This window comes from Streptomyces sp. Pv4-95, from assembly GCF_045782725.1.
Taxonomy (GTDB): domain Bacteria; phylum Actinomycetota; class Actinomycetes; order Streptomycetales; family Streptomycetaceae; genus Streptomyces.
Genome location: NZ_CP127172.1, coordinates 8,143,533 through 8,164,423, shown reverse-complemented (window position 1 = coordinate 8,164,423; position 20,891 = coordinate 8,143,533). Strand labels below are relative to the sequence as shown.

18 protein-coding genes are annotated in these 20,891 nt (G+C 68.9%); 11 read left to right on the top strand and 7 right to left on the bottom strand.

Features of this window, described 5'->3' with window-relative positions:
• Positions 1-83: 83 nt before the first annotated feature.
• The 4 genes from QOM21_RS35895 to QOM21_RS35880 form a co-directional block, all read right to left on the bottom strand.
• Complete coding sequence (locus QOM21_RS35895) at positions 84-452, bottom strand: hypothetical protein (protein WP_407555278.1); 369 nt, start codon at positions 450-452, stop codon at positions 84-86.
• Between the two features lie 583 nt (positions 453-1,035).
• Positions 1,036-1,449 carry an arsenate reductase ArsC gene (locus QOM21_RS35890; protein ID WP_407555277.1) on the bottom strand — a complete coding sequence of 138 codons (414 nt, stop codon included), beginning with the start codon at positions 1,447-1,449 and terminating at the stop codon, positions 1,036-1,038.
• On the bottom strand, positions 1,442-2,569 hold the full coding sequence (gene arsB, locus QOM21_RS35885) for an ACR3 family arsenite efflux transporter (protein ID WP_407555276.1): 1,128 nt from the start codon (positions 2,567-2,569) through the stop codon (positions 1,442-1,444). The genes QOM21_RS35890 and arsB overlap by 8 nt, the downstream gene beginning before the upstream one ends.
• Positions 2,566-2,964 carry an ArsR/SmtB family transcription factor gene (locus tag QOM21_RS35880; RefSeq protein ID WP_407555275.1) on the bottom strand — a complete coding sequence of 133 codons (399 nt, stop codon included), beginning with the start codon at positions 2,962-2,964 and terminating at the stop codon, positions 2,566-2,568. Before QOM21_RS35880 ends, arsB begins: the two co-directional genes overlap by 4 nt.
• A gap of 80 nt (positions 2,965-3,044) precedes the next feature.
• Here QOM21_RS35880 and QOM21_RS35875 point away from each other — a divergent pair, with 80 nt between their 5' ends.
• The 9 genes from QOM21_RS35875 to QOM21_RS35835 all read left to right on the top strand — a co-directional run bounded on the left by QOM21_RS35875 (position 3,045) and on the right by QOM21_RS35835 (position 12,242).
• Positions 3,045-3,518 (top strand): ArsI/CadI family heavy metal resistance metalloenzyme, encoded by a 474-nt coding sequence (locus QOM21_RS35875; RefSeq protein ID WP_407555274.1) that lies wholly within the window; start codon positions 3,045-3,047, stop codon positions 3,516-3,518.
• A gap of 213 nt (positions 3,519-3,731) precedes the next feature.
• Positions 3,732-4,157 carry a pyridoxamine 5'-phosphate oxidase family protein gene (locus QOM21_RS35870; protein ID WP_407555273.1) on the top strand — a complete coding sequence of 142 codons (426 nt, stop codon included), beginning with the start codon at positions 3,732-3,734 and terminating at the stop codon, positions 4,155-4,157.
• A 32-nt stretch (positions 4,158-4,189) separates the two neighbouring features.
• Positions 4,190-4,630, top strand: coding sequence for a GNAT family N-acetyltransferase (locus QOM21_RS35865; RefSeq protein ID WP_407555272.1), 441 nt, complete (start codon positions 4,190-4,192; stop codon positions 4,628-4,630).
• A 566-nt stretch (positions 4,631-5,196) separates the two neighbouring features.
• Complete coding sequence (locus tag QOM21_RS35860; protein WP_407555271.1) at positions 5,197-5,850, top strand: fasciclin domain-containing protein; 654 nt, start codon at positions 5,197-5,199, stop codon at positions 5,848-5,850.
• Between the two features lie 291 nt (positions 5,851-6,141).
• On the top strand, positions 6,142-7,719 hold the full coding sequence (locus tag QOM21_RS35855) for a molybdopterin-dependent oxidoreductase (RefSeq protein ID WP_407555270.1): 1,578 nt from the start codon (positions 6,142-6,144) through the stop codon (positions 7,717-7,719).
• Between the two features lie 194 nt (positions 7,720-7,913).
• The gene (gene sigK / locus QOM21_RS35850) at positions 7,914-8,501 is read left to right on the top strand and encodes an ECF RNA polymerase sigma factor SigK (protein WP_407555269.1); all 588 of its coding nucleotides are present in this window, start codon (positions 7,914-7,916) and stop codon (positions 8,499-8,501) included.
• Positions 8,498-9,244 (top strand): anti-sigma factor domain-containing protein, encoded by a 747-nt coding sequence (locus QOM21_RS35845; RefSeq protein WP_407555268.1) that lies wholly within the window; start codon positions 8,498-8,500, stop codon positions 9,242-9,244. Before sigK (QOM21_RS35850) ends, QOM21_RS35845 begins: the two co-directional genes overlap by 4 nt.
• A gap of 135 nt (positions 9,245-9,379) precedes the next feature.
• The gene (locus QOM21_RS35840; protein WP_407555267.1) at positions 9,380-10,690 is read left to right on the top strand and encodes an NAD(P)/FAD-dependent oxidoreductase; all 1,311 of its coding nucleotides are present in this window, start codon (positions 9,380-9,382) and stop codon (positions 10,688-10,690) included.
• Positions 10,691-10,946: 256 nt separating this feature from the next.
• Complete coding sequence (locus tag QOM21_RS35835; RefSeq protein WP_407555266.1) at positions 10,947-12,242, top strand: class I SAM-dependent methyltransferase; 1,296 nt, start codon at positions 10,947-10,949, stop codon at positions 12,240-12,242.
• 64 nt (positions 12,243-12,306) lie between these two features.
• Here the strand turns inward: QOM21_RS35835 and QOM21_RS35830 are convergent, their stop codons facing one another.
• The 3 genes from QOM21_RS35830 to sigK (QOM21_RS35820) all read right to left on the bottom strand — a co-directional run bounded on the left by QOM21_RS35830 (position 12,307) and on the right by sigK (QOM21_RS35820) (position 14,544).
• On the bottom strand, positions 12,307-13,023 hold the full coding sequence (locus tag QOM21_RS35830; RefSeq protein ID WP_407555265.1) for a 4'-phosphopantetheinyl transferase family protein: 717 nt from the start codon (positions 13,021-13,023) through the stop codon (positions 12,307-12,309).
• Positions 13,024-13,207: 184 nt separating this feature from the next.
• Positions 13,208-13,942 (bottom strand): anti-sigma factor domain-containing protein, encoded by a 735-nt coding sequence (locus tag QOM21_RS35825; RefSeq protein WP_407555264.1) that lies wholly within the window; start codon positions 13,940-13,942, stop codon positions 13,208-13,210.
• Positions 13,939-14,544 (bottom strand): ECF RNA polymerase sigma factor SigK, encoded by a 606-nt coding sequence (sigK, locus tag QOM21_RS35820; RefSeq protein WP_407555263.1) that lies wholly within the window; start codon positions 14,542-14,544, stop codon positions 13,939-13,941. The genes QOM21_RS35825 and sigK (QOM21_RS35820) overlap by 4 nt, the downstream gene beginning before the upstream one ends.
• 715 nt (positions 14,545-15,259) lie before the next feature.
• Here sigK (QOM21_RS35820) and QOM21_RS35815 point away from each other — a divergent pair.
• Together QOM21_RS35815 and QOM21_RS35810 are read left to right on the top strand one after the other, a co-directional pair.
• Positions 15,260-17,821 carry a Pls/PosA family non-ribosomal peptide synthetase gene (locus QOM21_RS35815; protein ID WP_407555262.1) on the top strand — a complete coding sequence of 854 codons (2,562 nt, stop codon included), beginning with the start codon at positions 15,260-15,262 and terminating at the stop codon, positions 17,819-17,821.
• Between the two features lie 6 nt (positions 17,822-17,827).
• Positions 17,828-20,881 carry a non-ribosomal peptide synthetase gene (locus QOM21_RS35810; RefSeq protein ID WP_407555261.1) on the top strand — a complete coding sequence of 1,018 codons (3,054 nt, stop codon included), beginning with the start codon at positions 17,828-17,830 and terminating at the stop codon, positions 20,879-20,881.
• Positions 20,882-20,891 lie beyond the last annotated feature (10 nt).

The following is a 20,891-nucleotide window of genomic DNA, read 5'->3' as shown; positions in this document are numbered from 1 at the left end:
CCTCACAGGGGCGACGCTCACCTCCGCCCCGCGACAGCATCGGCACCAGCCGCGGCTCACTGTCCGGGCGTGTGGGGTGCGATTCAGCCGTCGCATCCGTCGATGTCGTCATCGCATCCGTCCACGTTGTCCCGTGCGACGGTGTTGAGGCGCCACGTGACGAGGCCGGTGCCGTCCTTGACCGGGTCGACTTGGGCGGTGAAGGTGCCGCCCGGTGGGATGTTGAACTGATCGGCTTCGGTGTCGCCGCAGCCGATTGCGTATGCCTGTTCCTTATTGCCGCGTGACAAGGTGAGGGTGAGTTCCTTGACGCCTTGCGTATCGCAGGTGATGTCGAGGCGGTACCACCGTGTGCCCGGCGCCTGAAAATTCTTGTGTAACTCGCCTGTGATGGATGAGGTTGCGGAGTCGACGAGTTCGGGGTGGCTGCCGTCCCCGTCGTATGCGTCCAAGGCCCTGTCAGCGCGCTGTAACGCGTCGTCCGGTTCCCATGCTCGGCTGGTGTCCGGTGGTGATGTGGTCTGTTCCTGGGGGGGACTTGGAAGGCCGGCCCGTAGAGGCGTCTCGGTCTGGAGTCTCATGCCTTCCCGTGTCGGCGCAGCCGGCGAGGAGCAGCAGAGTAGCCGCGCCGAGCGGAAGGATGTGGTGCAGACGCATGTGGCCCCGGGCGTAGGGAGAGCCGGTGGCGGAGCCTGGTCAGGCCGCGCCACCGACGCGAATTTGATGGGTGCTGATCGGTGGGACCCGACACAGCAATCCGGGTCCGTATGCAGTACCGAAAAGGACCGGCCGACAACCTCACCGCACGGGCCGCCGCGCCGCGACATGCTGAGATTAGAAGACGAACTTCTCCCGAGCAGCAGCATTTCGAAATGTTGGCTTGTCCGGCCCCTGCGGCCCGGCCCCGCTGTTCATGGCCGGGCCGCCAAAGGGAATAACCGGCTCCGCCCGTTGCGGCTTTGAGCTTGGGCTAAGTGCGGACCAGGTACTTAGCGCTCGCCTCGCGAATGAGCCGGGCCGCCAGGTGATTTACGGTCAGCCTTCCTTGGGCAGGAGTTCGGCCAGCAAGCCCCGGATCCTCTGCTCGATCTCGTCCCGGATCGGCCGGACCGCATCGACTCCCTGCCCGGCCGGGTCTTCGAGCTTCCAGTCCAGGTACTTCTTTCCGGGGAAGACCGGGCATGCGTCACCGCATCCCATGGTGATCACCACGTCGGATGCCTGCACCGCCTCTGCGGTCAGGACTTTCGGCGTCTCCGCGGCGATGTCGATGCCCGCCTCGGCCATGGCCTCGACCACTGCCGGATTCACCGTTTCCGCCGGAGCCGATCCCGCCGAGCGCACCTCGACCCTGCCCTGGCCGACGTGGCCGAGAAAGGCGGCGGCCATCTGAGATCGGCCCGCGTTGTGCACGCAGACGAACAGTACGGACGGCTTGGACTCAGACACGGGCGGGACCTTCCTCGACGGTGGCCGGACCGGACGCCGCCTGTGTGGGCCGGGGGAAGAACCGGCGGGCGGCCAGGGCGACACTGACCAGCCCGATCAGCACCGGCACTTCGATGAGCGGGCCGACGACACCGGCCAGAGCCTGGCCGGAGGTCGCGCCGAAGGTCGCGACGGCCACCGCGATGGCCAGTTCGAAGTTGTTGCCCGCAGCGGTGAACGCCAACGTCGTCGCCTTCGGATAGTCGAGTCCCACTGCCTTGCCGAGGGCCATGGAGCCGGCCCACATGACGGCGAAATACACCAGCAGGGGCAGCGCGATCCTGGCGACGTCGAGGGGCTTGGAGGTGATGGCGTCGCCCTGGAGAGCGAACAGCACGACGATCGTGAACAGCAGCCCGTACAGGGCGAACGGCCCGAGCCGCGGCATCAGCTCGGCCTCGTACCAGGCCCGCCCCTTGGCCTTCTCGCCCAGGCGACGGGTCAGGAATCCGGCGAGCAGCGGGATGCCGAGGAAGATCAGCACGGAGCGGGCGATCTCCCACACGCCGACGTCGAGGGCGGTCTGCTGGAGGCCGAGCCAGCCGGGCAGGACGGAGAGATAGAACCAGCCCAGCAGGCCGAACGCGAACACCTGGAACACCGAGTTCAACGCGACCAGGACGGCAGCGGCCTCGCGGTCGCCGCAGGCCAGGTCGTTCCAGATGATGACCATGGCGATACATCGCGCGAGGCCGACGATGATCAGGCCGGTCCGGTATTCGGGCAGGTCCGGCAGGAAGATCCAGGCGAGCGCGAACATGATCGCCGGGCCGAGGACCCAGTTCACCGCCAGCGAGGGGATCAGCAGACGCCGATCGCGGGTGACGGTGTCCAAGCGGTCATAGCGGACCTTCGCGAGGACCGGGTACATCATCACGAGCAGGCCCAGCGCGATCGGCAGCGAGACACCGGTGACGGTGATTTCCGCGAGGACGTCGCCGAGCCCGGGTACGAGTCGCCCCAGGCCGAGGCCGACGCCCATCGCGATCAGGATCCAGACGGCGAGGAATCGGTCCAGGAACGACAGCCGGGCGGCCACCGGCCCCGAGGCGGGCGTCGCGGTGGCGGCTTCGACGGTCACGAAGCGGCCCCGGCCGGCTCGTCCAGGGACTGAGCGGGCGGGGATCCCGGGCGGGTGAGGATCCCTGCGAGCCTGTCCGTCATCTCGGGCAGCAGCCAGTAATAGACCCACGTCCCGCGGCGTTCACAGTCGATGAGGCCGGCCTGCCGCAGCAGCTTGAGGTGGTGGGAGATCGTCGGCTGGGACAGATCGAAAGCGGGGGTCAGGTCACAGACACAGACCTCCCCGCCCTGCCGGGAGGCGATCATCGACAGCAGCCGCAGCCGGATCGGGTCCCCCAGGGCCTTGAACACCTTCGCCAGCTCGGCGGCCTGCTCCTCGCCCAGCGGGGCGTCGAGCAGGCCGGGGCAGCAGGCTTCGGCGAGGCCGATCACCTCAAGCTCTTGTTTCGACATACTTCTATGTTGACGTACTTCAATTCAAGGCGCAAGCTTGTATCGACAGGCTTCGATTCAATGTGTTCAGGGAGACCACCATGTCCCGCCTTCAGCTCGCTCTCAACGTCGCCGACCTCGAAGGATCGGTGGAGTTCTACACCAAGCTCTTCGGAGTCGAGCCGGCAAAGCGCCGGCCCGGGTACGCCAACTTCGCCATCACCGAGCCGCCACTGAAACTCGTCCTCATCGAGGGCGAGGCGGACCAGGAGACACGCCTGGACCACCTCGGCGTCGAGGTCGAATCCGGCGATCAGGTCACCGCCGCCACCAACCGCCTCCGGGACGCCGGGCTGGCAACCTTCGAGGAGAACGACACCTCCTGCTGCTACGCCCTCCAGGACAAGGTCTGGGTCCACGGCCCCGGTAAGGAGCCCTGGGAGGTCTACGTCGTCAAGGCCGACGCCGACCGGATGGGCAAGAGCGCCGCCCTCGACGGCGACGCCTGCTGCAGCAGCCAATCGGCAGCCGCCGAGCCTGCACAGGCTCCCACCGGATGCGCCTGCGGCAGCTGATTCACAGACCAGTCAGCCGACCACGACACGACCGCGACACCGACCACAACAAGGAGCCCGCGCGCCGCCGAAAACCTACGGCGACGCGCGCGTGGCGGTTCGGACTGCTGGCGAAAGGCCGTCGTACAGCGACAGTTCGTTGTGGGGCCGCCAGCCTCGACAAACCGTGTTTCCACACGGCTGCGAGCTGTCGGTCGGACTATGGTCGGGTGCATGGCACTATCGATGCGAGAACGAGAACAGTTTCTGGCGGAACCTCACATCGGTGCGCTGTCGGTGGTCGAGCGGTCGGATCGCGCACCGCTGACGGTGCCCATCTGGTATCAGTACACGCCGGGCGGCGAGCTGTGGGTGCGTACGGGTCCCGACTCACGGAAAGCGCAGGCAATTCGCGCGGCAGGGCGCTTCAGCCTGATGGTGCAGCGCACCCAGCCGACGGTGCGTTACGTGTCGGTGGAGGGGCCGGTCATCAGGACCGAACCGGACAGCCACGAGCGCTCCTGGGAGATGGCCGCCCGCTACCTCCCGCAGGAGAAGGTCGCCGGGTTCGTCGAGTTCGACCACAACCAGCTCGGTGAGCACATCGCCATCTACATGCAGCCGCGGCACTGGGTGTCCGCCGACCTCGGGCCCGCCTGATCCGGTCGAGTAGGTGTGCCAAACTCGGCGGCATGACGCATGACCCCAACGGCGCGACGGTGAGCATCGGAAACCGCGATGCGGAACTCGGTGAACGCCTGTCCCAAGGGCTGGACGAGGTCAACTTTCCCGCGACCGGAACCACAGCCGCCGACCAGGGGGCACTGTCGGTGAAGGTCGTCGATGACGCCGGGAACCTCATCGGGGGTCTGTCCGCCTGGACGTGGGGCGGACTGCTCGGCATCGACATGCTCTGGGTGCGTGAGGAAAGCCGCCAGGAGGGCTGGGGCAGCAAGCTCCTGCTGTCGGCGGAGGAGGAAGCACGGCGGCGCGGCTGCGACCGCGCGTGCGTGTCCTCGTTCACCTTCCAGGCTCCGGCGTTCTACCAGCGCCACGGATACGTCGAGACCGGTAGGACCCTGGGAATCCCCGGCGGCGCCGAGGATGTCCACATGTACAAATCACTGTCGTAGTCGGCGAGTTCACTCCGCTGGAGGCGGCTGACCTCCCCTTGCGTGAGGCGTTCCAGGCCCTGCTGGACCTTCTCGTCGACCAGGCGCATCCTGATGAACCGGGGCTGTTCGTCGAGACGTTCCGGGCCGCACTGCACGGCCTTGTCCATTGCACGCGGGGTGTCGGCGTAGGCGCGGGCCAGTGCTTCCGGTAGGGACCCGCTGTACGAGCCCCGACACGCCGGTTCGGCCGCGCTGCCTGCCTTGCCCGCCGGGCCTGCACGTGCCCCCCAGGACCCGTACCCGACTGGATGAGCGCCTGCTGTAGCCGGTCGGCAGAGGTCGCGGGAAATTGATGAGCGGGATCGACCAATCCGCTTGCCCGAGGGCTGCGAATACCGGGCATGAGCACGCGACGACAGACAGTCATCCACTCGGGACGAGACGCAGGAAACGTCTCGTGGCCGCGTGCGTGGCGACGTCCATCGCGGAGCTGACGTCGCTCGTGCCCAGGACTCGACCGGCGGGCGCGTCCCGACGGACCACTCGCGCCCGCCCCATCACCTCATCAATTTCAGGAGAACACTGTGAGCACCCTGCGTTTCCGTCGTGCCGCCCTCGCTGTCACCGCGGCCGCGGTTCTGCCGATCGCACTGGCCGCCTGCTCCAGCGACATGGACAGCAAGGAGAAGGCATCCGACAAGTCCTCGACCGCATCCAAGCCCTCGAAGGACAGCAGCGCCGGCGATGGCATGGACACCATGGCCAAGCCGTTCGGCCCCGCCTGTTCGACGGTGCCCAAGGACGGTAAGGGCAGCTTCGACGGCATGGCCAAGGACCCGGTCGCCACTGCCGCATCGAACAACCCGGCTCTGTCCACCCTGGTGACCGCGGTGAAGAAGGCGGGCCTGGTCGACACTCTCAACAGCGCCAAGGACATCACCGTCTTCGCGCCGACCAACGACGCCTTCGGCAAGATCCCGAAGGATCAGCTCGACAAGGTGCTGGCCGACAAGACCATGCTGACCAAGATCCTTACCGGTCACGTCGTCGGCGAGAAGGTCTCCCCCGACAAGCTGGCCGACGGCTCCTTCAGCACCCTGGCGAAGAACAAGCTGACCACCTCCGGTTCCGGCGAGTCGTACATGGTCAACGACTCCGCGAAGGTCGTCTGCGGCAATGTGCAGACCGCCAACGCCACCGTCCACATCATCGACAGCGTCCTCCTTCCCAAGAAGTAGACCGGGCCTCAGGTCCCCGGCCACGGTCGGAGCAGTCGGGCCTTCGGGCGTCGCGTGGAACCGCGGCGGCCGAGGGCCCGCTTCCTTTGGAGGACTGCTGCGAGCACAGCCGTCACGGGATTGAGCGCACGCAGCCCCCTCCGGCGGTATCCGAGCCGGGGGGCCGTTCTGTGGAGTGCCACACGAGCCACGTATCTCTCCCCGACCTCAGTTCCGCCGACCACCGGAGCGTCGATGACAGACCTTCGGCACTCGGCCAATCCGCGTCCGGGCGTGATCCGAATAGTGGTCATGACCTCGCGACGTAAGACTCTTGTCCATGCGGCCCTGGGTGCGCTGAGTGGCCTGGTCGCCGGGTACGCGGCGCTTGCCGTCGCGGAGTTGGCCGCGGTCGCGGTACGGCCCGAGGCCGGTCCCGTCACCGCGGTCGGCGGCGCCGCCATCGACCGCACGCCCGCGGCGGTCAAGGACTGGGCCATCCGGAACTTCGGAACCGACGACAAACTGATCCTGCAACTGGGCATCCTCAGCGTGCTCGCCCTCTTCGCCATGGCCCTGGGCGTACTGGCCCTTCGCTTCCGCAGGGCGGCGTCGGCCGGAGTGCTCGTCTTCGGTGTCGTGGGTGCGCTGGCGGCGACCGGACGGCCCGACTCCACCAGCCTGCTGGACGCTGCGCCCTCCGTCGTCGGGGCCGTTGCCGCGGCGGCGGTGCTCTACCTCCTCGCCGGGCCTCTGACCAGGCCGGCCACCTCACCACAGGCATCGACGGCGCCTTCCGGCATGGACCGCAGGGGCTTTGTCCTCGGCGCGGCCGGGGTGGCGGCGGCCTCCACCGGTGCGGGTTTCCTCGGGCTTCGGCTGAACGCGGCCGGCGCCGCACAGGCAGCGGCGTCCCGGGCCACGGTCGAACTTCCGGCGCCCGCCTCCGCCGCGCCCGACCTTCCGCGCGGTGTGGACCTGAAGCTGCCGGGGCTGGGCTCGTTCACCACGCCCAACCGCGACTTCTACCGCGTGGACACCGCCCTGACCGTGCCCCGCGTCGACGTCGACACCTGGCAGCTGCGCATCCACGGCAAGGGCGTCAGCAGGCCGCTGACCGTCGACTTCAAGGATCTGCTGCGCAAGCCGCTGGTCGAGCGGGACATCACCATGGCCTGTGTGTCCAACGAGGTCGGCGGCTCCTACGTCGGAACCGCCCGCTGGCTCGGCGTCCGGCTCGCCGACGTGCTGAAGGAGGCAGGCGTGCGGCCGCCGTCGAAGGGCGGACCGGCCGACCAGCTCGTCGCCCGGTCCGTGGACGGGATGACCCTGGGCACCCCCGTCGAGACGGTGATGGACGGGAGGGACGCGCTGCTCGCGGTCGGCATGAACGGGGAGCCGCTGCCCTTCGCGCACGGCTTCCCCGTACGGATGCTCGTCCCCGGCCTGTTCGGCTACGTCTCGGCCTGCAAGTGGATCCAGGACATCGAACTGACCACCTTCGACACCTACGACCCCTACTGGGTCAAGCGGGACTGGGCCGCGAAGGCCCCGATCAAGACCGAGTCCCGCATCGACACCCCCAAGCCGTTCGCCAACGTCAAAGCCGGCACCGTTGCCGTGGCCGGAGTGGCCTGGGCCCAGCACAAGGGCATCGCCCGCGTCGAGGTCCGGGTCGACGGCGGCGCATGGCACCGGGCCGACCTGGCCGCCGAGGGACCGGTGGACACCTGGCGGCAGTGGTCGTGGGAATGGGCGGCCAAGTCCGGCACCCACACTCTTGAGGTCCGAGCGACCGATCGCACCGGCTACACCCAGACCGACAAGCGCGCCCGCCCCATTCCCGACGGCGCCTCCGGCTGGCACTCGGTGGTGGTGATGGTGCCCTGACCCGCGGCACACCACAGTCATGGGGCGACACGACTGTGCTTCCGACAGCGACCACCTCACAGCCGCCTCGCGGCAGCCGTCCGGGTGGCGGCCGCGCTCGCGACCCGTTGCCGCGAATGACTTCCCGCTCCGACCAATCCACGCGCCGACCTGCGTCGAAGTACTGGTGTCCACGTCATAGTCCGGAGGTGTCCATGCCCGTCGCAGCACGCGGCGACCAGTCCCCGACGCCGCACCACGGCGCCCTGGAATCACTGCTCGATCGGGTTTCCCGGGGCGACCAAGAGGCGTTCGAGACTCTCTACACCGCGGTGGCCGGCGCGGTGCTGGGCCTGGTGCGCCGAGTGGTGCGCGACTCCGCGCAGTCGGAGGAGGTCGCGCAGGAGGTGCTTATCGAGGTATGGCGCTCCGCGGCCCGCTTCGATCCGCAGAAGGGAAGTGCCATGGCCTGGATCATGACGCTCACCCACCGGCGTGCGGTGGACCGGGTGCGCTCCGCGCAGGCGGCCGCCGACCGTGACCACAAGGCCGGGGTCAGCGCGTACACCGCGCCCTTCGACGAGGTCAGCGAGCAGGTCGAGCGGCGTCTGGAGCGCGAGCAGGTGCGCCGATGCCTGGAGCAACTGACCGAACTGCAAAGGGAGTCGGTCACTCTGGCCTACTACCGCGGCTACACGTACCGGGAGACCGCAGACCTGCTGGATACGGCCCTGGGCACGGTCAAGACGAGGCTGCGGGACGGGCTGATCCGGCTCCGTGACTGCCTGGGGGTGAGCGCATGAGCGCCGTGGATCTGCACACGTTGACCGGCGCCTCCGCGCTGGGGGCGCTGAGCGAGCCGGAGGCGACGGAGTTCAACCGCCATCTGGCGCAGTGTCCGGCATGCGCCCAGGAGGTTCGGGAACTGCGGGAGACCGCGGCCCGGCTCGCGCTCGCGGTTGCCGAGGTGCCCCCGGCGGAGCTGCGCACCCGTGTCATGCGGGCGCTCCCCGAAATCCGGCAGCTGCCCCCGATACAGGGCGAGGCCACCGTGGTCCCGCTGCGCCGCCGGTTGCGGCACCGGATGCCCTATCTCGCGGCCGCCGCCTGCCTGGTGGTCACCGCAGTCGCGGGTGGCCTGGCGGTCAATGCCCAGCAGGAGGCCGATCAGCAGCGTGCCCGCAGCACCCGGGCGGAGGCCCGGGCGAGCGAGCTCAGCGCGCTGATGTCCGCCCCGGACGCCACCTTCCGCTCCGCCCACCTCAAGGGCGGCGGCACCGGAACGGTCGTGGCGTCCGAGCGGCAGGGCCGTACCGCCTTCGTCTACCACGGCCTGCCGGCTCTCTCGGATTCCCGGGTCTACCAGCTCTGGTACAGCCGCGACGGCTCGATGGTGTCCGCCGGTCTGGTCCGGAGCAGCCGGGACTCCGGGGCGGTGCTGCTGACCGGCACGCTGCGAGGCGCCGACGGGGTCGGGGTGACCGCCGAGCCGCAGGGCGGCTCACGTGAGCCGACGTCACCGCCGCTGGCCATCCTGCCCGTCTGACCGCGCCTCGCGAGGAAGCGGAGGTGGGCTTCGCGGGCAGGAGCCCACCCCCGACCGGCTGCGTCAGGCGGGCGGCCTTCGTGATCTGTCCACCAATCCCCCTGCCGGACAGCTCCGAATGCCGGTCGGAGAGGGATGCCGCATACCTCAGCGGGCCCGGGACAAGGAAGGACGACCGTGGAGCGTCGACGGGTGGCCGTGGCGGGCGGCGGAGTGGCGGGGCTGACCGCCGCCTATGTGCTGCAGCGGGGCGGTTGCGAGGTGTCGCTGTACGAGGCGGAGGAACGGCTCGGCGGCCACGCCCACACCCACGACATGGCTTCGGACGACGGCCGGGTGACCCGGGTCGATACGGGGTTCATCGTCCACAACGAACGCTCCTACCCGATGCTGCTGCGGCTCTTTCGCGAACTGGGCGTCGCCACCCAGAACTCCGAGATGAGTATGTCGGTCCGGTGCGAGGGCTGCGGACTGGAGTACGCCGGCGCCCGCGGCCCTGCGGGTCTCTTCGCACGGCCGCGCAGCGCCCTGAACGGCCGGTATCTGAGGATGCTGATGGAGGTGAGAGCGTTCCACCAGGCGGCGCGCAGCGCGCTCGCCGAGGACCGCCCCCGGGACGGCCTGACGCTCGGACGGTTCCTGGAACGCTGCGGCTTCTCGCGGTACTTCGTCAGTCACTTCGTCATTCCGCTCGTCTCGGCGGTGTGGTCCTGCTCCCCCGACACCGCCATGCAGTACCCGGCCGTCTACCTGTTCCGGTTTCTTGAACACCACGGCATGCTGTCGGTCGGCGGCTCCCCGCAGTGGAAGACCGTGACCGGTGGTTCGGTGGAGTACGTCAGCCGGGTGGGCAAGCAGCTCACCGCCGTCCACACCGCCGCGCCGGTCCGGGCGGTGCACCGCGCGTCCGACCGGGCTTCGTTGATCACCGAGGACGGCACCGAGCGCGACTACGACGCCGTGGTGATAGCCGTCCATCCCGACCAGGCACTGCGGCTGCTGGCCGACCCCACCGCGGAAGAGCGGCAGATCCTGGGCGCTTTCCGCTATTCGCGCAACACCACCCTGCTGCACAGTGACACGTCGCTGCTGCCTCGGGCGCGCGGGGCGCGCGCCTCGTGGAACTACCTCATGGCCTCCTGCGATACGTCGGCCGACAGGGTGCAGGTCAGCTACGACATGAACCGCCTCCAGCAGCTGAGCGTTCCGGAGGACTACCTCGTCACCCTCAACGCGACGGACAAGGTCGCCCCCGACCGCGTCCTGGCGCGGATGGTCTACGAACACCCCGTTTACACACCGGAGTCGGTGGCCGCTCAGCAGCGGCTACCGCAGTTGAACACCGCGGTGACCGCCTACGCGGGTGCCTACCACGGCTGGGGCTTCCACGAGGACGGCTGCCGCTCGGGAGTCCAGGCGGCCGCGGCTCTAGGGGTGTGCTGGTGACGCCCCGCGGCCCCGGGTCGCGCGCAGTGCGCACCGACCACTTCGGCACACACTGCGCCGGAACCCTGCGGATGTGGCGTGACCACTTCGCTGAACGGTCCGGCGCGGCCACCACGCCAGGTTTCGACCGAACGTGCCGGCGAATGTGGGAGATCTCCCAGACGCACACCGAGGCCGGACTCCGTGCCCATTACGTGGACGTGTGCCGGCTGCTGCCGGCCGCGGACCACACCACCCCGAAAGATGGAGGTGTCCGGTGACACGCGTCGCGGACCAGATCGTCCAGTTGCTGGAAGGCTACTTCGCGGGGAGCCCGCCCGTGCGGGTGCGCGCCTGGGACGGCAGCGAGGCCGGCCCCGCCGATGTGCCCGTCGTGGTCGTCCGCTCGCGCCGCGCGCTGCGCCGGCTGCTGTGGCAGCCGGACGAACTCGGCCTGGCCCAGGCATACATCGCAGGTGACCTGGATGTCGATGGAGACCTCGCCGACGGCCTGGGCCGGGTCTGGCAGGCCGTGCGTGAGCGCGGGCTGGGCCCGGTGGCGCCGCGCCTGGGGAGCCGGGCCCGGGCCGCCCTCACCGCGCTGCGGCTCGGGGCCATCGGGCCGCGTCCGCCCGAGCCGGGAGCGCCCCGGGCGCGACTGCGGGGCGCACTTCACAGCACCACCCGCGACCGAGCGGCCATCAGCCACCACTACGACCTGTCCAACGACTGGTACGCCCTGCTGCTCGACTCGACCATGGCCTACTCCTGCGGCTACTGGACCGACCCCGACAATCGGGACTACCAGCTCGCCGACGCCCAGCGGGACAAGCTGGAGCTGATCTGCCGCAAGCTCGGACTCACGCCCGGCGCCCGGCTGCTGGACGTCGGCTGCGGCTGGGGCTCGCTCAGCCTTTACGCGGCACGGGAGTTCAAGGCCCAGGTCACGGCGGTCACGCTCTCCCAGGAACAGCGTGACTTCGTCGCCGCCCGCATCCGTGCGGAGGGCCTCGGGGACCTGGTGGAGGTCGAGCTGCGGCACTACCGCGACATCCAGGGCGGTGGCTACGACGCGGTCTGCGCCATCGAGATGGGCGAGCACGTCGGCGACGCCGAGTACCCGGCCTTCGCCACCCGCCTGCACCGTCTGCTGCGTCCCGAGGGGCGGCTGCTCATCCAGCAGATGTCCCGCGGAGCCGCCGCGCCCGGCGGAGGGGCGTTCATCGAGTCCTACATCGCCCCCGACATGCACATGCGCCCGCTCGGCGAGACCATCGGCCTGCTGGAAGCCGGTGGGCTGGAGGTGCGCTCGGTCGAATCCCTGCGTGAGCACTACGCCCGCACCATCGCGGCCTGGCACCGGACACTGGAGGAACGCCGGCCCGAGTTCGTGGCGCTGGGCGGGGAGGCGACCACGCGGGTATGGCGGCTCTACCTGGCCGGCGGCGGCCTGGCCTTCACGGAGGGCCGGATGGGCGTCGACCAGATCGTCGCCGTCCGTCCCTCGGCCGCGGGCCGCGCGGACTTCCCGGCGACCCCGGCTGACTGGTACGCACTGGACGCGCGGCGGTGACGGGGTTCCCGTGGCGGCCGGCGCCGAGCCCCGGGGAGTAACGATCGCCGTGCTGCCCGGTGAGCTACGCGGTGTCCTTGGAGACGAAGTGAGGAGCGAGCAGGCTGAAGTGGAAGGATGCTCCGGGAGCCTTCACGGCTGCCGCAGCGGCATGTGCGGCGCCTGTGGGGAAGTTGGTGACCGTCCAGCCCTCGGGGGTGGGCCCGAGTCCCCTCGTGCCGAGGTAATCGGCGTTCAGCTCGCGGCCCAGACCGGTGCCGAGACCTTTGAGGTAGGCCTCCTTACGCGTCCAGATCCGAGCGAACGTCTTGGGACGGTAGTTGTCCGAGATGATTTCCTCCTCTTCGGCCGGATGCAGTTCGGGGGCCAGGTTTCTGACGGTCTCGGCTCCAGGGAGCGCCTCCACGTCCACCCCGACCGGCTCTGCTGCGACCGCGATCAGGACCAGATCACGGTCATGGGAAAGCGAGAAGTGGGTGGGCACCGTCGGTCCCGCCACCGCTGGTCGCCCGTGCGGCTCGTCGCAACACGGGCACGGTTCCCGGAAGAACTCCAGGTCCGCCGGCCGGACATTCAGCCGTCGGCCCAGCAAGCGGCGCAGCGCGAGGTGGGCTGCGCCGTAGCTCACACGATCCGCCGCGTGTGCGAGGCGGCCGATCCTCTGGCGCTCTCCTTCGCTCAAGTCGGCCGGATCGAGCGCGGACTCCTCGACCCCACGGATGGGCAGCTGCCACACCTCGGTCCTGACGGGCCCGGCAGGGGCAGGCGTGGTCGGTTGCATGCGACGGACAGTAGTAGCGCCGGCCGGCCGGAGAGCGGCGACGCGATGAAGGCGTAACCGGACTGCGCGTACCGGGCGGCCGGCAAAGCCCCGTCGTTCGCGATCTCCGGCGCCGGGCGCCCGTCGGTCGGCCCGTCCGTCCGGTCCGCCCATCTGGGTCAACCCGGGGCCCATTCGGGTCGATTCACGCCGGGATCGGGATGAGCCCAAGGGGTGTGGACGTGGGCTGTTCGGATCCACCTGCGGGTTCCACGGTGATGCCCACGGCGGTCGCGCCGTCGAGACGGCCCGCCAGTAGGTGGGTCTGCCGGCCGCCGGTGCCGGGCAGCAGGCCCGCGGGGCGCAGTTCGTCGGCATTGGCGTACCAGATTTCGTACACCTGATCGCGGGTGAGCTGCGGCAGGCCGGCGGCGATCAAAGCCGCTTGGCGCTGGGAGCGGGAGGCGACGACGCTTGCGGTGGCGCCGTCGGCGAGCTTCTGCGTGCGGATCGTTGCGTCCGGCGCGGCGAGCACGTCCGTGAGCCCTGTCGATCGGGACTCGGCCTCGGCCATGCGGGCTCGGGCGTCGCCGGCTTCCTGGCTCTGCCAGACCGTGACGCCGCCAAGGGCGGCCGCTGCGGCCAGGCAGGCCGCGAGCAGGAATCGCATCACCCTGCGGCGGGGCGCGGCGGCGGGGCGGACCACCTGTTCCTGACGGGTGGTCGCGACCGTGTCCAGTACTCGCTGACGCAGCGGCGCGGGAGGCGTGACCGGTTCTGCGGCGGCCAAGCGCGCGGCGGCGGCCGCCAAGTCGGCTCGCTCCCGGGTGCAGGCATCGCAACCGGCCAGGTGGTTCTCGAAGGCGGCCGCTTCGTCGGGCGGAAGGGCGTGCAGTACGTATGCGCCCACGGCCAGGTGTGGATCCTCGGTGGGATTCATCGGTCGGCCTCCAGACAGGCGCGCAGTTTCCGTAGTCCGGTGCGCATCCTCGATTTCACCGTGCCTGCGGGTGTGGACAGGGCCGCGGCGACCTCGGCGCAGGTCAGCCCCTGGTAGTAGGCCAGCACCAGCGGCAGGCGCTGGATACTCCCCAGGCCGGCCAGACAGCGGTGCACCCGCGCCTGCTCCTCCCTGCCCTCGATTTCCTCGACCACTTCGTCGAAGGGGGCAGGGGCGTCCAGCCGCGCGGCTCTTCGCTCCCGCTCCGCACCTGCCTGTGCTGACCTCACCCGGTCCACCGCCCGCCGATGGGCCAGCGTGAGTACCCAGGTCTTGGCGGCACCGCGCTCAGGGCGGAACCGGTCGGCTGTCCGCCACACCTCGATCATCACGTCCTGAGTCACCTCCTCCGCCTGGGCCTCGTCGAGCAGAACCCGACAGGCCACGCCCATCACGGGCGCAGCGAGTGCGTCGTACACGCCGGCGAATGAATCCCGGTCCCCCTGGGCGACCCGCATCAGCAGGTTGTCCACCCTTCGATCAGAGGCAGAGCGTTCCGACCGCTGGTGCCTCTCGGTTCCAGTGTGCGGTATCCGCCTCATGACGTGTCGAACCATCCCATCTCTCAATGTGGTCTGGCTCCACAAACCGAAGGAAGGTAGCGCCGGATGTCGGACCACGCGCCCGGCCGGCTCTCTCACGCTGATGCTCATCCACGTGGACCGCAGCTCTGCGGGGCCCGTTCGGCTGAGGGTTTCGCCTCGATGGCTGCGCGCCGAGCAGGCAGGGCCGTTGCGCTCGGCCTCCTGAGCCCGTGAATGGCGCTCAGGTGCTGCCTCTGCCGGGTCCCCGAACGGCAGATTCGCCCGACGCCTCAACGCCGCGGGATGACTTCGGTGCCGGAGGCAACATCCGATGATGCCGTTATCCGCGAACCTCCGGAAGCCCCTCCGAGGGGTGGCAATCGGAGAGCGTAACGGACGATACGCCACCGTTCCTTCCCTTCATGGGGATGGAATCCTCTGAATCAAAGGCGTCGCCCATCGGTAGCAGGGCACGCCCGAGGCTATGAATGAGCTGGTGTTCACCCGTCTGCGCGGGCCCGGCCGCTCCCCACCGGCTTACTCACGGGCTCCTGGCCTCCAGCCGTCGATCAGACCGGAAGCAGCTCAAGAAATATCGGCACAAACCCATCCACATCCTCGCGAGGTTCGAATACAAGGTAGACCGCCCGCAGAGCGCGACCGAGCGCATACAGGGCTGGGATTGACCGCCGCAGCGTATGGGCGGTGATCGGATCGCCGCCGAGGAGCTCGCATGATCCAAGAGCCGGTCCAGGAATTGGCCGCACACCCCGGAGAATCCGCCGTCAGCCCTTGTGGGCATGATGCTCCATCCACCGATACCGAGCTGGTGCTCGCCGCCACGCTGGCGGACGTCATTGGCACGGGAGATGTCTCGCTCGACGGTCACTTCTTCGACGATCTGGGCGCCGACTCCTTGGTGATGGCCCATTTCTGCGCACGGGTCAGGAAGCAGGCCGACCTGCCCACGGTGTCGATGAAGGACGTCTACCGCAACCCGACGATCAGGACCCTGTCGACGGCAGTGGGCGCCTCCGCGCCCGCTGCGTCTGCTGCCTGCACCGAAGTGGACGCCCCCTCCTCGGCCCCGGCCCCGGCTTCGGATGCGGCGCCGGCTCCGGCTCCGACGAACCGGGCGCAGTACATCCTGTGCGGAGTGCTGCAGCTCCTGGCGTTCCTCGGGTACTCGTATCTCCTCGCCCTCATCACCACCCGGGGCTACGAGTGGATCTCGGCCGGAAGCGGCGTCTTCGACGTGTACCTGCGGTCGGTCCTGTTCGGAGCTGCCGGCCTTCTGGTCCTGTGCTCCCTCCCCATCGTGGCGAAGTGGGTCCTCATCGGCCGGTGGAAGCCCCAGCAGATCCCTGTCTGGAGCTTGTCCTACGTCCGGTTCTGGGCGGTGAAGACGCTGATCCGCTCCAACCCGCTGGTCCTGTTCGTCGGTTCGCCGCTCTACACGCTCTATCTCAGGTCCCTGGGCGCGAAGATCGGGCGACGCGTCACGGTCTTCTCCCGCAGCGTCCCCGTGTGCACCGATCTGCTGACCATCGGCGACGACACCATCGTCCGCAAGGACTCCTTCTTCAACTGCTACCGGGCGCACGCCGGGCTGATCCAGACGGGCGCGGTCTCTCTCGGGAAAGACGTGGTCATCAGCGAGGCCACCGTGCTCGATATCGAGTGCTCGATGGGTGACGGTGCCCAGCTCGGCCACGCCTCATCCCTGCACAGCGGACAGGCGGTGCCCGACGGTGAGCACTGGCACGGGTCGCCGGCGCAGCGGACGGACACGGACTACCGGACGGTGGGGCCGGCCGGCTGTGGCGTCCTGAGAAGAGCGGTCCACACCGTGCTGCAACTGCTGAGCGTGCTTCTTCTCTATGTGCCGGTGGCGGTCGGCGGAGTGGGCATACTGCTGGCCGAAGCCCCGCAGCTCACCGCGGTGTTGGAACCGGGCCCCACGGCGCTCACCAGCTGGACCTTCTACGCCGAAGCCCTGGCGGCTTCCTTCGTGCTCTTCTTCGGTGCCGTGTTCCTCGGCCTCCTCTTCCTGGCCACGGTCCCCCGTCTGCTCAGCAAGGCCATCACCCCTGGCAAGGTCTATCCGCTGTACGGCTTCCAGTACGCGTTGCACCGGATCATCGCGCTCACCACCAACCGCAAGTTCCTGATGCGCCTGTTCGGCGACAGCTCCGGCATCGTCCACTATCTGCGCGGCCTCGGTTATGACCTCTCGCGAGTGGAGCAGACCGGGTCGAACTTCGGAACCGAGGTCAAGCACGAGGCCCCCTACCTGTGTTCCGTCGGGAGCGGAACCATGGTCGCCGACGGCCTGTCGATCATCAATGCCGACTTCTCCAGCACGTCCTTCCGCGTGTCACGGGCGTCGATCGGGCCACATAACTTCCTCGGGAACAAGATCGCCTACCCCTCACGGGGCAGGACGGGCGACAACTGCCTGCTCGCGACGAAGGTGATGGTCCCTGTCGACGGGAAGATCAGGGAAGGCGTCGGACTCCTCGGCTCGCCCAGCTTCGAGATTCCGCGTTCGGTCCAGCGGGACAGCACATTCGACCTCCTCAAGAGCGGTGCGGAACTCCGTCGCCGCCTCGCCGCCAAGAACAGGCACAACGTCGCCACCATGGGGCTCTACCTGCTGGTGCGGTGGTTCTACTTCTTCTGGGTCACCCTGCTCGTCGCCATCGCCGCGGAGCTCTACGCCCCGCTCGGCGTGGGTGCGATCGCCCTGGGCAATGTCTTGGTCGTCCTGTCGGGCACCGTGTACTTCGTCCTGGTCGAGCGCGCCGTCACGGTCTTCCATCCTCTCGTCCCGCTGTTCTGCTCGATCTACGACCGGCGCTTCTGGCGACGGGAGCGCTTCTGGAAGGTGCCCTCGGAGGCGTACGCGCGGATCTTCAACGGCACCCCCTTCAAGAACGTGATCTGGCGCCTGCTGGGAGTGCGGATCGGCACAGGAGTCTTCGACGACGGCGGCCACCTGACCGAGCGGACGCTGGTCAGCATCGGCGACCGCTGCACCCTCAATGCGGGAAGCGTCGTCCAGAGCCACTCGCAGGAGGACGGCACCTTCAAATCCGACCGGAGCGCGATCGCCGCCGGCTGCACCCTCGGAGTCGGCGCCCTGGTCCACTACGGCGTCGCGATGGGTGAGGGAGCGACTCTCGCCCCCGACTCCTTCCTCATGAAGGGCGAGGCCGTTCCCCCGTACGCGCGGTGGGGCGGGAACCCGGCCCGGGAGACCAACCGCCCTGACGCAGGGGCGGAGTGGAGGTAAGAGCTGATGACTACGACCTCGCAGACCCATGCCGACTTCTCGTATGACGCGCTGCCCGCCGGCGCCTTCACCAAGGTCCCGCGATGGACCCACTCCCACACGCCCGGCACTGCCAGCCACGAGACGGAGGTCCCCGATGACCTTCTGGCGTCGCTGCGCCGTCTCGCCGACGATCAACACATCACGCTGAGCGCGGTGTTGCTGACGGCCCATGCCAAAGTGCTTGCCGTGCTGTCCGGTGACCGCGAGGTCATGACGGGCTACCTCGGCCCCCACGGAGACACGCCGCTGCCCTGCCGACTGACGACCGCACCCACGACGTGGCGAGCCCTGCTGCTCGACACTCACCGGGCCGAAGCGGAGCTGCTCGCGCGTCAGGAAGTTCAACTCGCTTCGACGGACGCCATGTTGGGACCGGACGGGGAACTCCCGGAGACCGTGTTGGACTTGGGCGGTGACGGCGCCGGCCCTGAGCACGACGCCGTGTTGCGCGTGTCCCTCTCCGGTCACGGTGGCCGGCACGCACTTCGACTGCGATACCGGACCGACGTACTCGACGCGGAATCCGCCGCCAGAATCAGCGGCTACTACCTCTCCGCGCTCACACGGATCACCGTCAATCCTGATGCCGAACACGGGCGGCAGACCCTCCTGTCCACCGATGAACTCCGTTTCCAGCTCGAAGGACTGGCCGGGCCCCGCAGGGAGCTTCCGGACCGACGGTTCCACGAGTTGTTCGAACAGCGGGTGCGAGCGAACCCTGACGCCATCGCGGCCGTCCACGCGGACCGGCGGTGGACCTACCGGGAACTCAACGCACGAGCCAACCGGCTCGCGCACTCCCTCCTGGCACGCGGACTTCGCCGCGAAGACGTGGTCGCAGTGGTCACCGAACGCAATCTGGAGTGGATGGCGGCCGTCATCGCGGTCTTCAAGGCCGGCGGCGTATATCTGCCCATCGAGCCGCACTTCCCGCCCGGCCGTATCGCCACCATGCTCTCGCGCGCCGATTGCCGACTCGTGCTGACGGAGCCCGGCAGCACCACCGCGTTGGACCAGGCTCTCGGCTCGGCGTCGGGCATCCGGGCCCTCTTCATCGACGCCGTCTGCGAAGAGACCGCCGCGGACGGCGATCCGGGCCTCGACGTGGCCCCGGACCAGCTCGCCTACGTCTACTTCACCTCTGGCTCCACCGGCGAGCCCAAGGGTGCGATGTGCGAGCACGCGGGCATGCTCAACCATCTCTTCGCCAAGGTCGACGACCTGGCGATCGGCGAAGGCCGGGTGGTCGCCCAAAGCGCGCCCCAGTGCTTCGACATCTCCCTGTGGCAGCTGCTCTCAGCGCTGCTGGTGGGCGGTCGGACCCTGCTGGTCGAGCAGACGGCCGTGCTGGATGCCGGTCGGTTCCTCGACACGATCGTCGACGGCCGGGCCTCGGTGCTGCAGGTGGTCCCGTCGTACCTCGATGTGGTCCTGGCCTGTCTTGAGGAGCACCCCCGCGAGCTGCCGGACCTGCGGTGCGTTTCGGTCACCGGCGAGGCGCTGAAGAAGGAGCTGGTCCAACGCTGGTTCGCGGCACAGCCCGGGATCAGGCTGGTCAACGCCTACGGACTCACCGAGACCTCGGACGACACCAATCACGAGGTCATGGACCGGGTGCCGGACACCGAGCGGATCCCGCTCGGCCGGCCCGTCAACAACGTGCAGGTGTACGTCGTCGACGAGAACCTGTCTCCGGTGCCACTCGGCGCACCGGGAGCGATCGTCTTCTCCGGAATCTGCGTCGGCCGCGGCTACCTCAACGATCCCGAGCGCACCCGGCCGGCCTTCATGGCGGACCCGCACCACCCCGGTCGGCGGCTCTTCCGCGGAGGTGACCACGGCCGCTGGTCTCCGGACGGAAAAATGGAGTTCTTCGGCCGTCGCGACAGCCAGATCAAGATCCGCGGATTCCGCATCGAGATCGGCGAGATCGAGAACGCCCTGCTGCGCATACCCGGGGTCCGTGACGCCGCGGTGGTCGTCGCCCAAGAGGGCACAGCCAAACGCCTGGTGGCCTTCTACTCGGGCCGGCATCCGCTGGAGACCGACGCACTCAGGGAACGGCTGGGTCGGTCACTGCCGGAGTACATGGTCCCGCCGGTGTTCCTCTGGCAGGAGAGCCTGCCGCTGACCGCCAACGGCAAGATCGACAAGAAGGCTCTCGGGAGTCTCGCGGAGGGCCTCGACCCGTCCGAGGACGACTACCACGCACCGCGCACACCCACGGAGCGGCAACTGGCCGCGGCTTGGGCCAAGGTGCTGGGAATCCCGCAGGACCGCGTCGGCCGCCAGGACCACTTCTTCGACCGCGGCGGCACCTCGCTGTCGGCCGTGAAACTCGCGATCGCCCTGGGCCGCGTGGTCTCCGTGAAGGAGGTCACCCGGCACCCGGTCCTCGCCGATCTCGCCAGGCTGGTTGAAGACCGGTCGGAGAGCCACTCCGAGGTGCTGCGCCCCCTGACGGAATCGGAGAGCGCACAGGCACGTTCCCTTGTGTGTTTCCCCTCCATCAGGGGAAACACCACCGAGTTCCATGACCTGGCCAAGGCGCTGCACGGCACCGGAACGGCGCCCTACGCCGTCACTCTCGCCCTGCCCGACACGGTCGGTACGGGAGAAGCATCCACACCGACCGCCCAGGTGGCCGACCAGGTCGCCGACGAGATCATCCGGCTCGGCCTGACCAAGGTCCGGCTCTGGGGCCAGGCGTCGGGCACGGCCTTCGCCGTGGCAACAGCCATGGGCCTTGAGGCGCGTGGCGTGGACGTCGAGCGGGTCTTCCTCGGCGCGCCGCCGGTCGGTGACGTTCTGAACACCCCGCCGATGGTGAAGCTCTCCGCACCCATCACCGTCATCGTTGCCGCGGACGACCCGCACACGGCCGAATCTCCGCGCCGATACCGGGATTGGCAACTGCCGGCCGAGTGCGTGGACCTGCACGAGCTGCCCGACGGTGGCCACTCCTTCTTGCGAACCCGTGCGAAAGACGCTGCACAAGTCGTGCTGCGCGACATCTGACGGCCGGTAT

Excerpts from the sequence above, each read along its gene's own strand:
- QOM21_RS35870 (WP_407555273.1), top strand. The coding sequence starts at position 3,732 with ATGGCACTATCGATGCGAGAACGAGAACAGTTTCTGGCGGAACCTCAC.
- QOM21_RS35845 (WP_407555268.1), top strand. The coding sequence starts at position 8,498 with ATGAGCGCCGTGGATCTGCACACGTTGACCGGCGCCTCCGCGCTGGGG.
- QOM21_RS35830 (WP_407555265.1), bottom strand. The coding sequence starts at position 13,023 with ATGCAACCGACCACGCCTGCCCCTGCCGGGCCCGTCAGGACCGAGGTG.
- QOM21_RS35840 (WP_407555267.1), top strand. The coding sequence starts at position 9,380 with ATGCCGCATACCTCAGCGGGCCCGGGACAAGGAAGGACGACCGTGGAG.
- QOM21_RS35880 (WP_407555275.1), bottom strand. The coding sequence starts at position 2,964 with ATGTCGAAACAAGAGCTTGAGGTGATCGGCCTCGCCGAAGCCTGCTGC.
- QOM21_RS35815 (WP_407555262.1), top strand. The coding sequence starts at position 15,260 with ATGATCCAAGAGCCGGTCCAGGAATTGGCCGCACACCCCGGAGAATCC.
- QOM21_RS35855 (WP_407555270.1), top strand. The coding sequence starts at position 6,142 with ATGACCTCGCGACGTAAGACTCTTGTCCATGCGGCCCTGGGTGCGCTG.
- QOM21_RS35825 (WP_407555264.1), bottom strand. The coding sequence starts at position 13,942 with ATGAATCCCACCGAGGATCCACACCTGGCCGTGGGCGCATACGTACTG.
- QOM21_RS35865 (WP_407555272.1), top strand. The coding sequence starts at position 4,190 with ATGACGCATGACCCCAACGGCGCGACGGTGAGCATCGGAAACCGCGAT.
- QOM21_RS35810 (WP_407555261.1), top strand. The coding sequence starts at position 17,828 with ATGACTACGACCTCGCAGACCCATGCCGACTTCTCGTATGACGCGCTG.
- sigK (WP_407555269.1), top strand. The coding sequence starts at position 7,914 with ATGCCCGTCGCAGCACGCGGCGACCAGTCCCCGACGCCGCACCACGGC.
- QOM21_RS35875 (WP_407555274.1), top strand. The coding sequence starts at position 3,045 with ATGTCCCGCCTTCAGCTCGCTCTCAACGTCGCCGACCTCGAAGGATCG.
- sigK (WP_407555263.1), bottom strand. The coding sequence starts at position 14,544 with ATGAGGCGGATACCGCACACTGGAACCGAGAGGCACCAGCGGTCGGAA.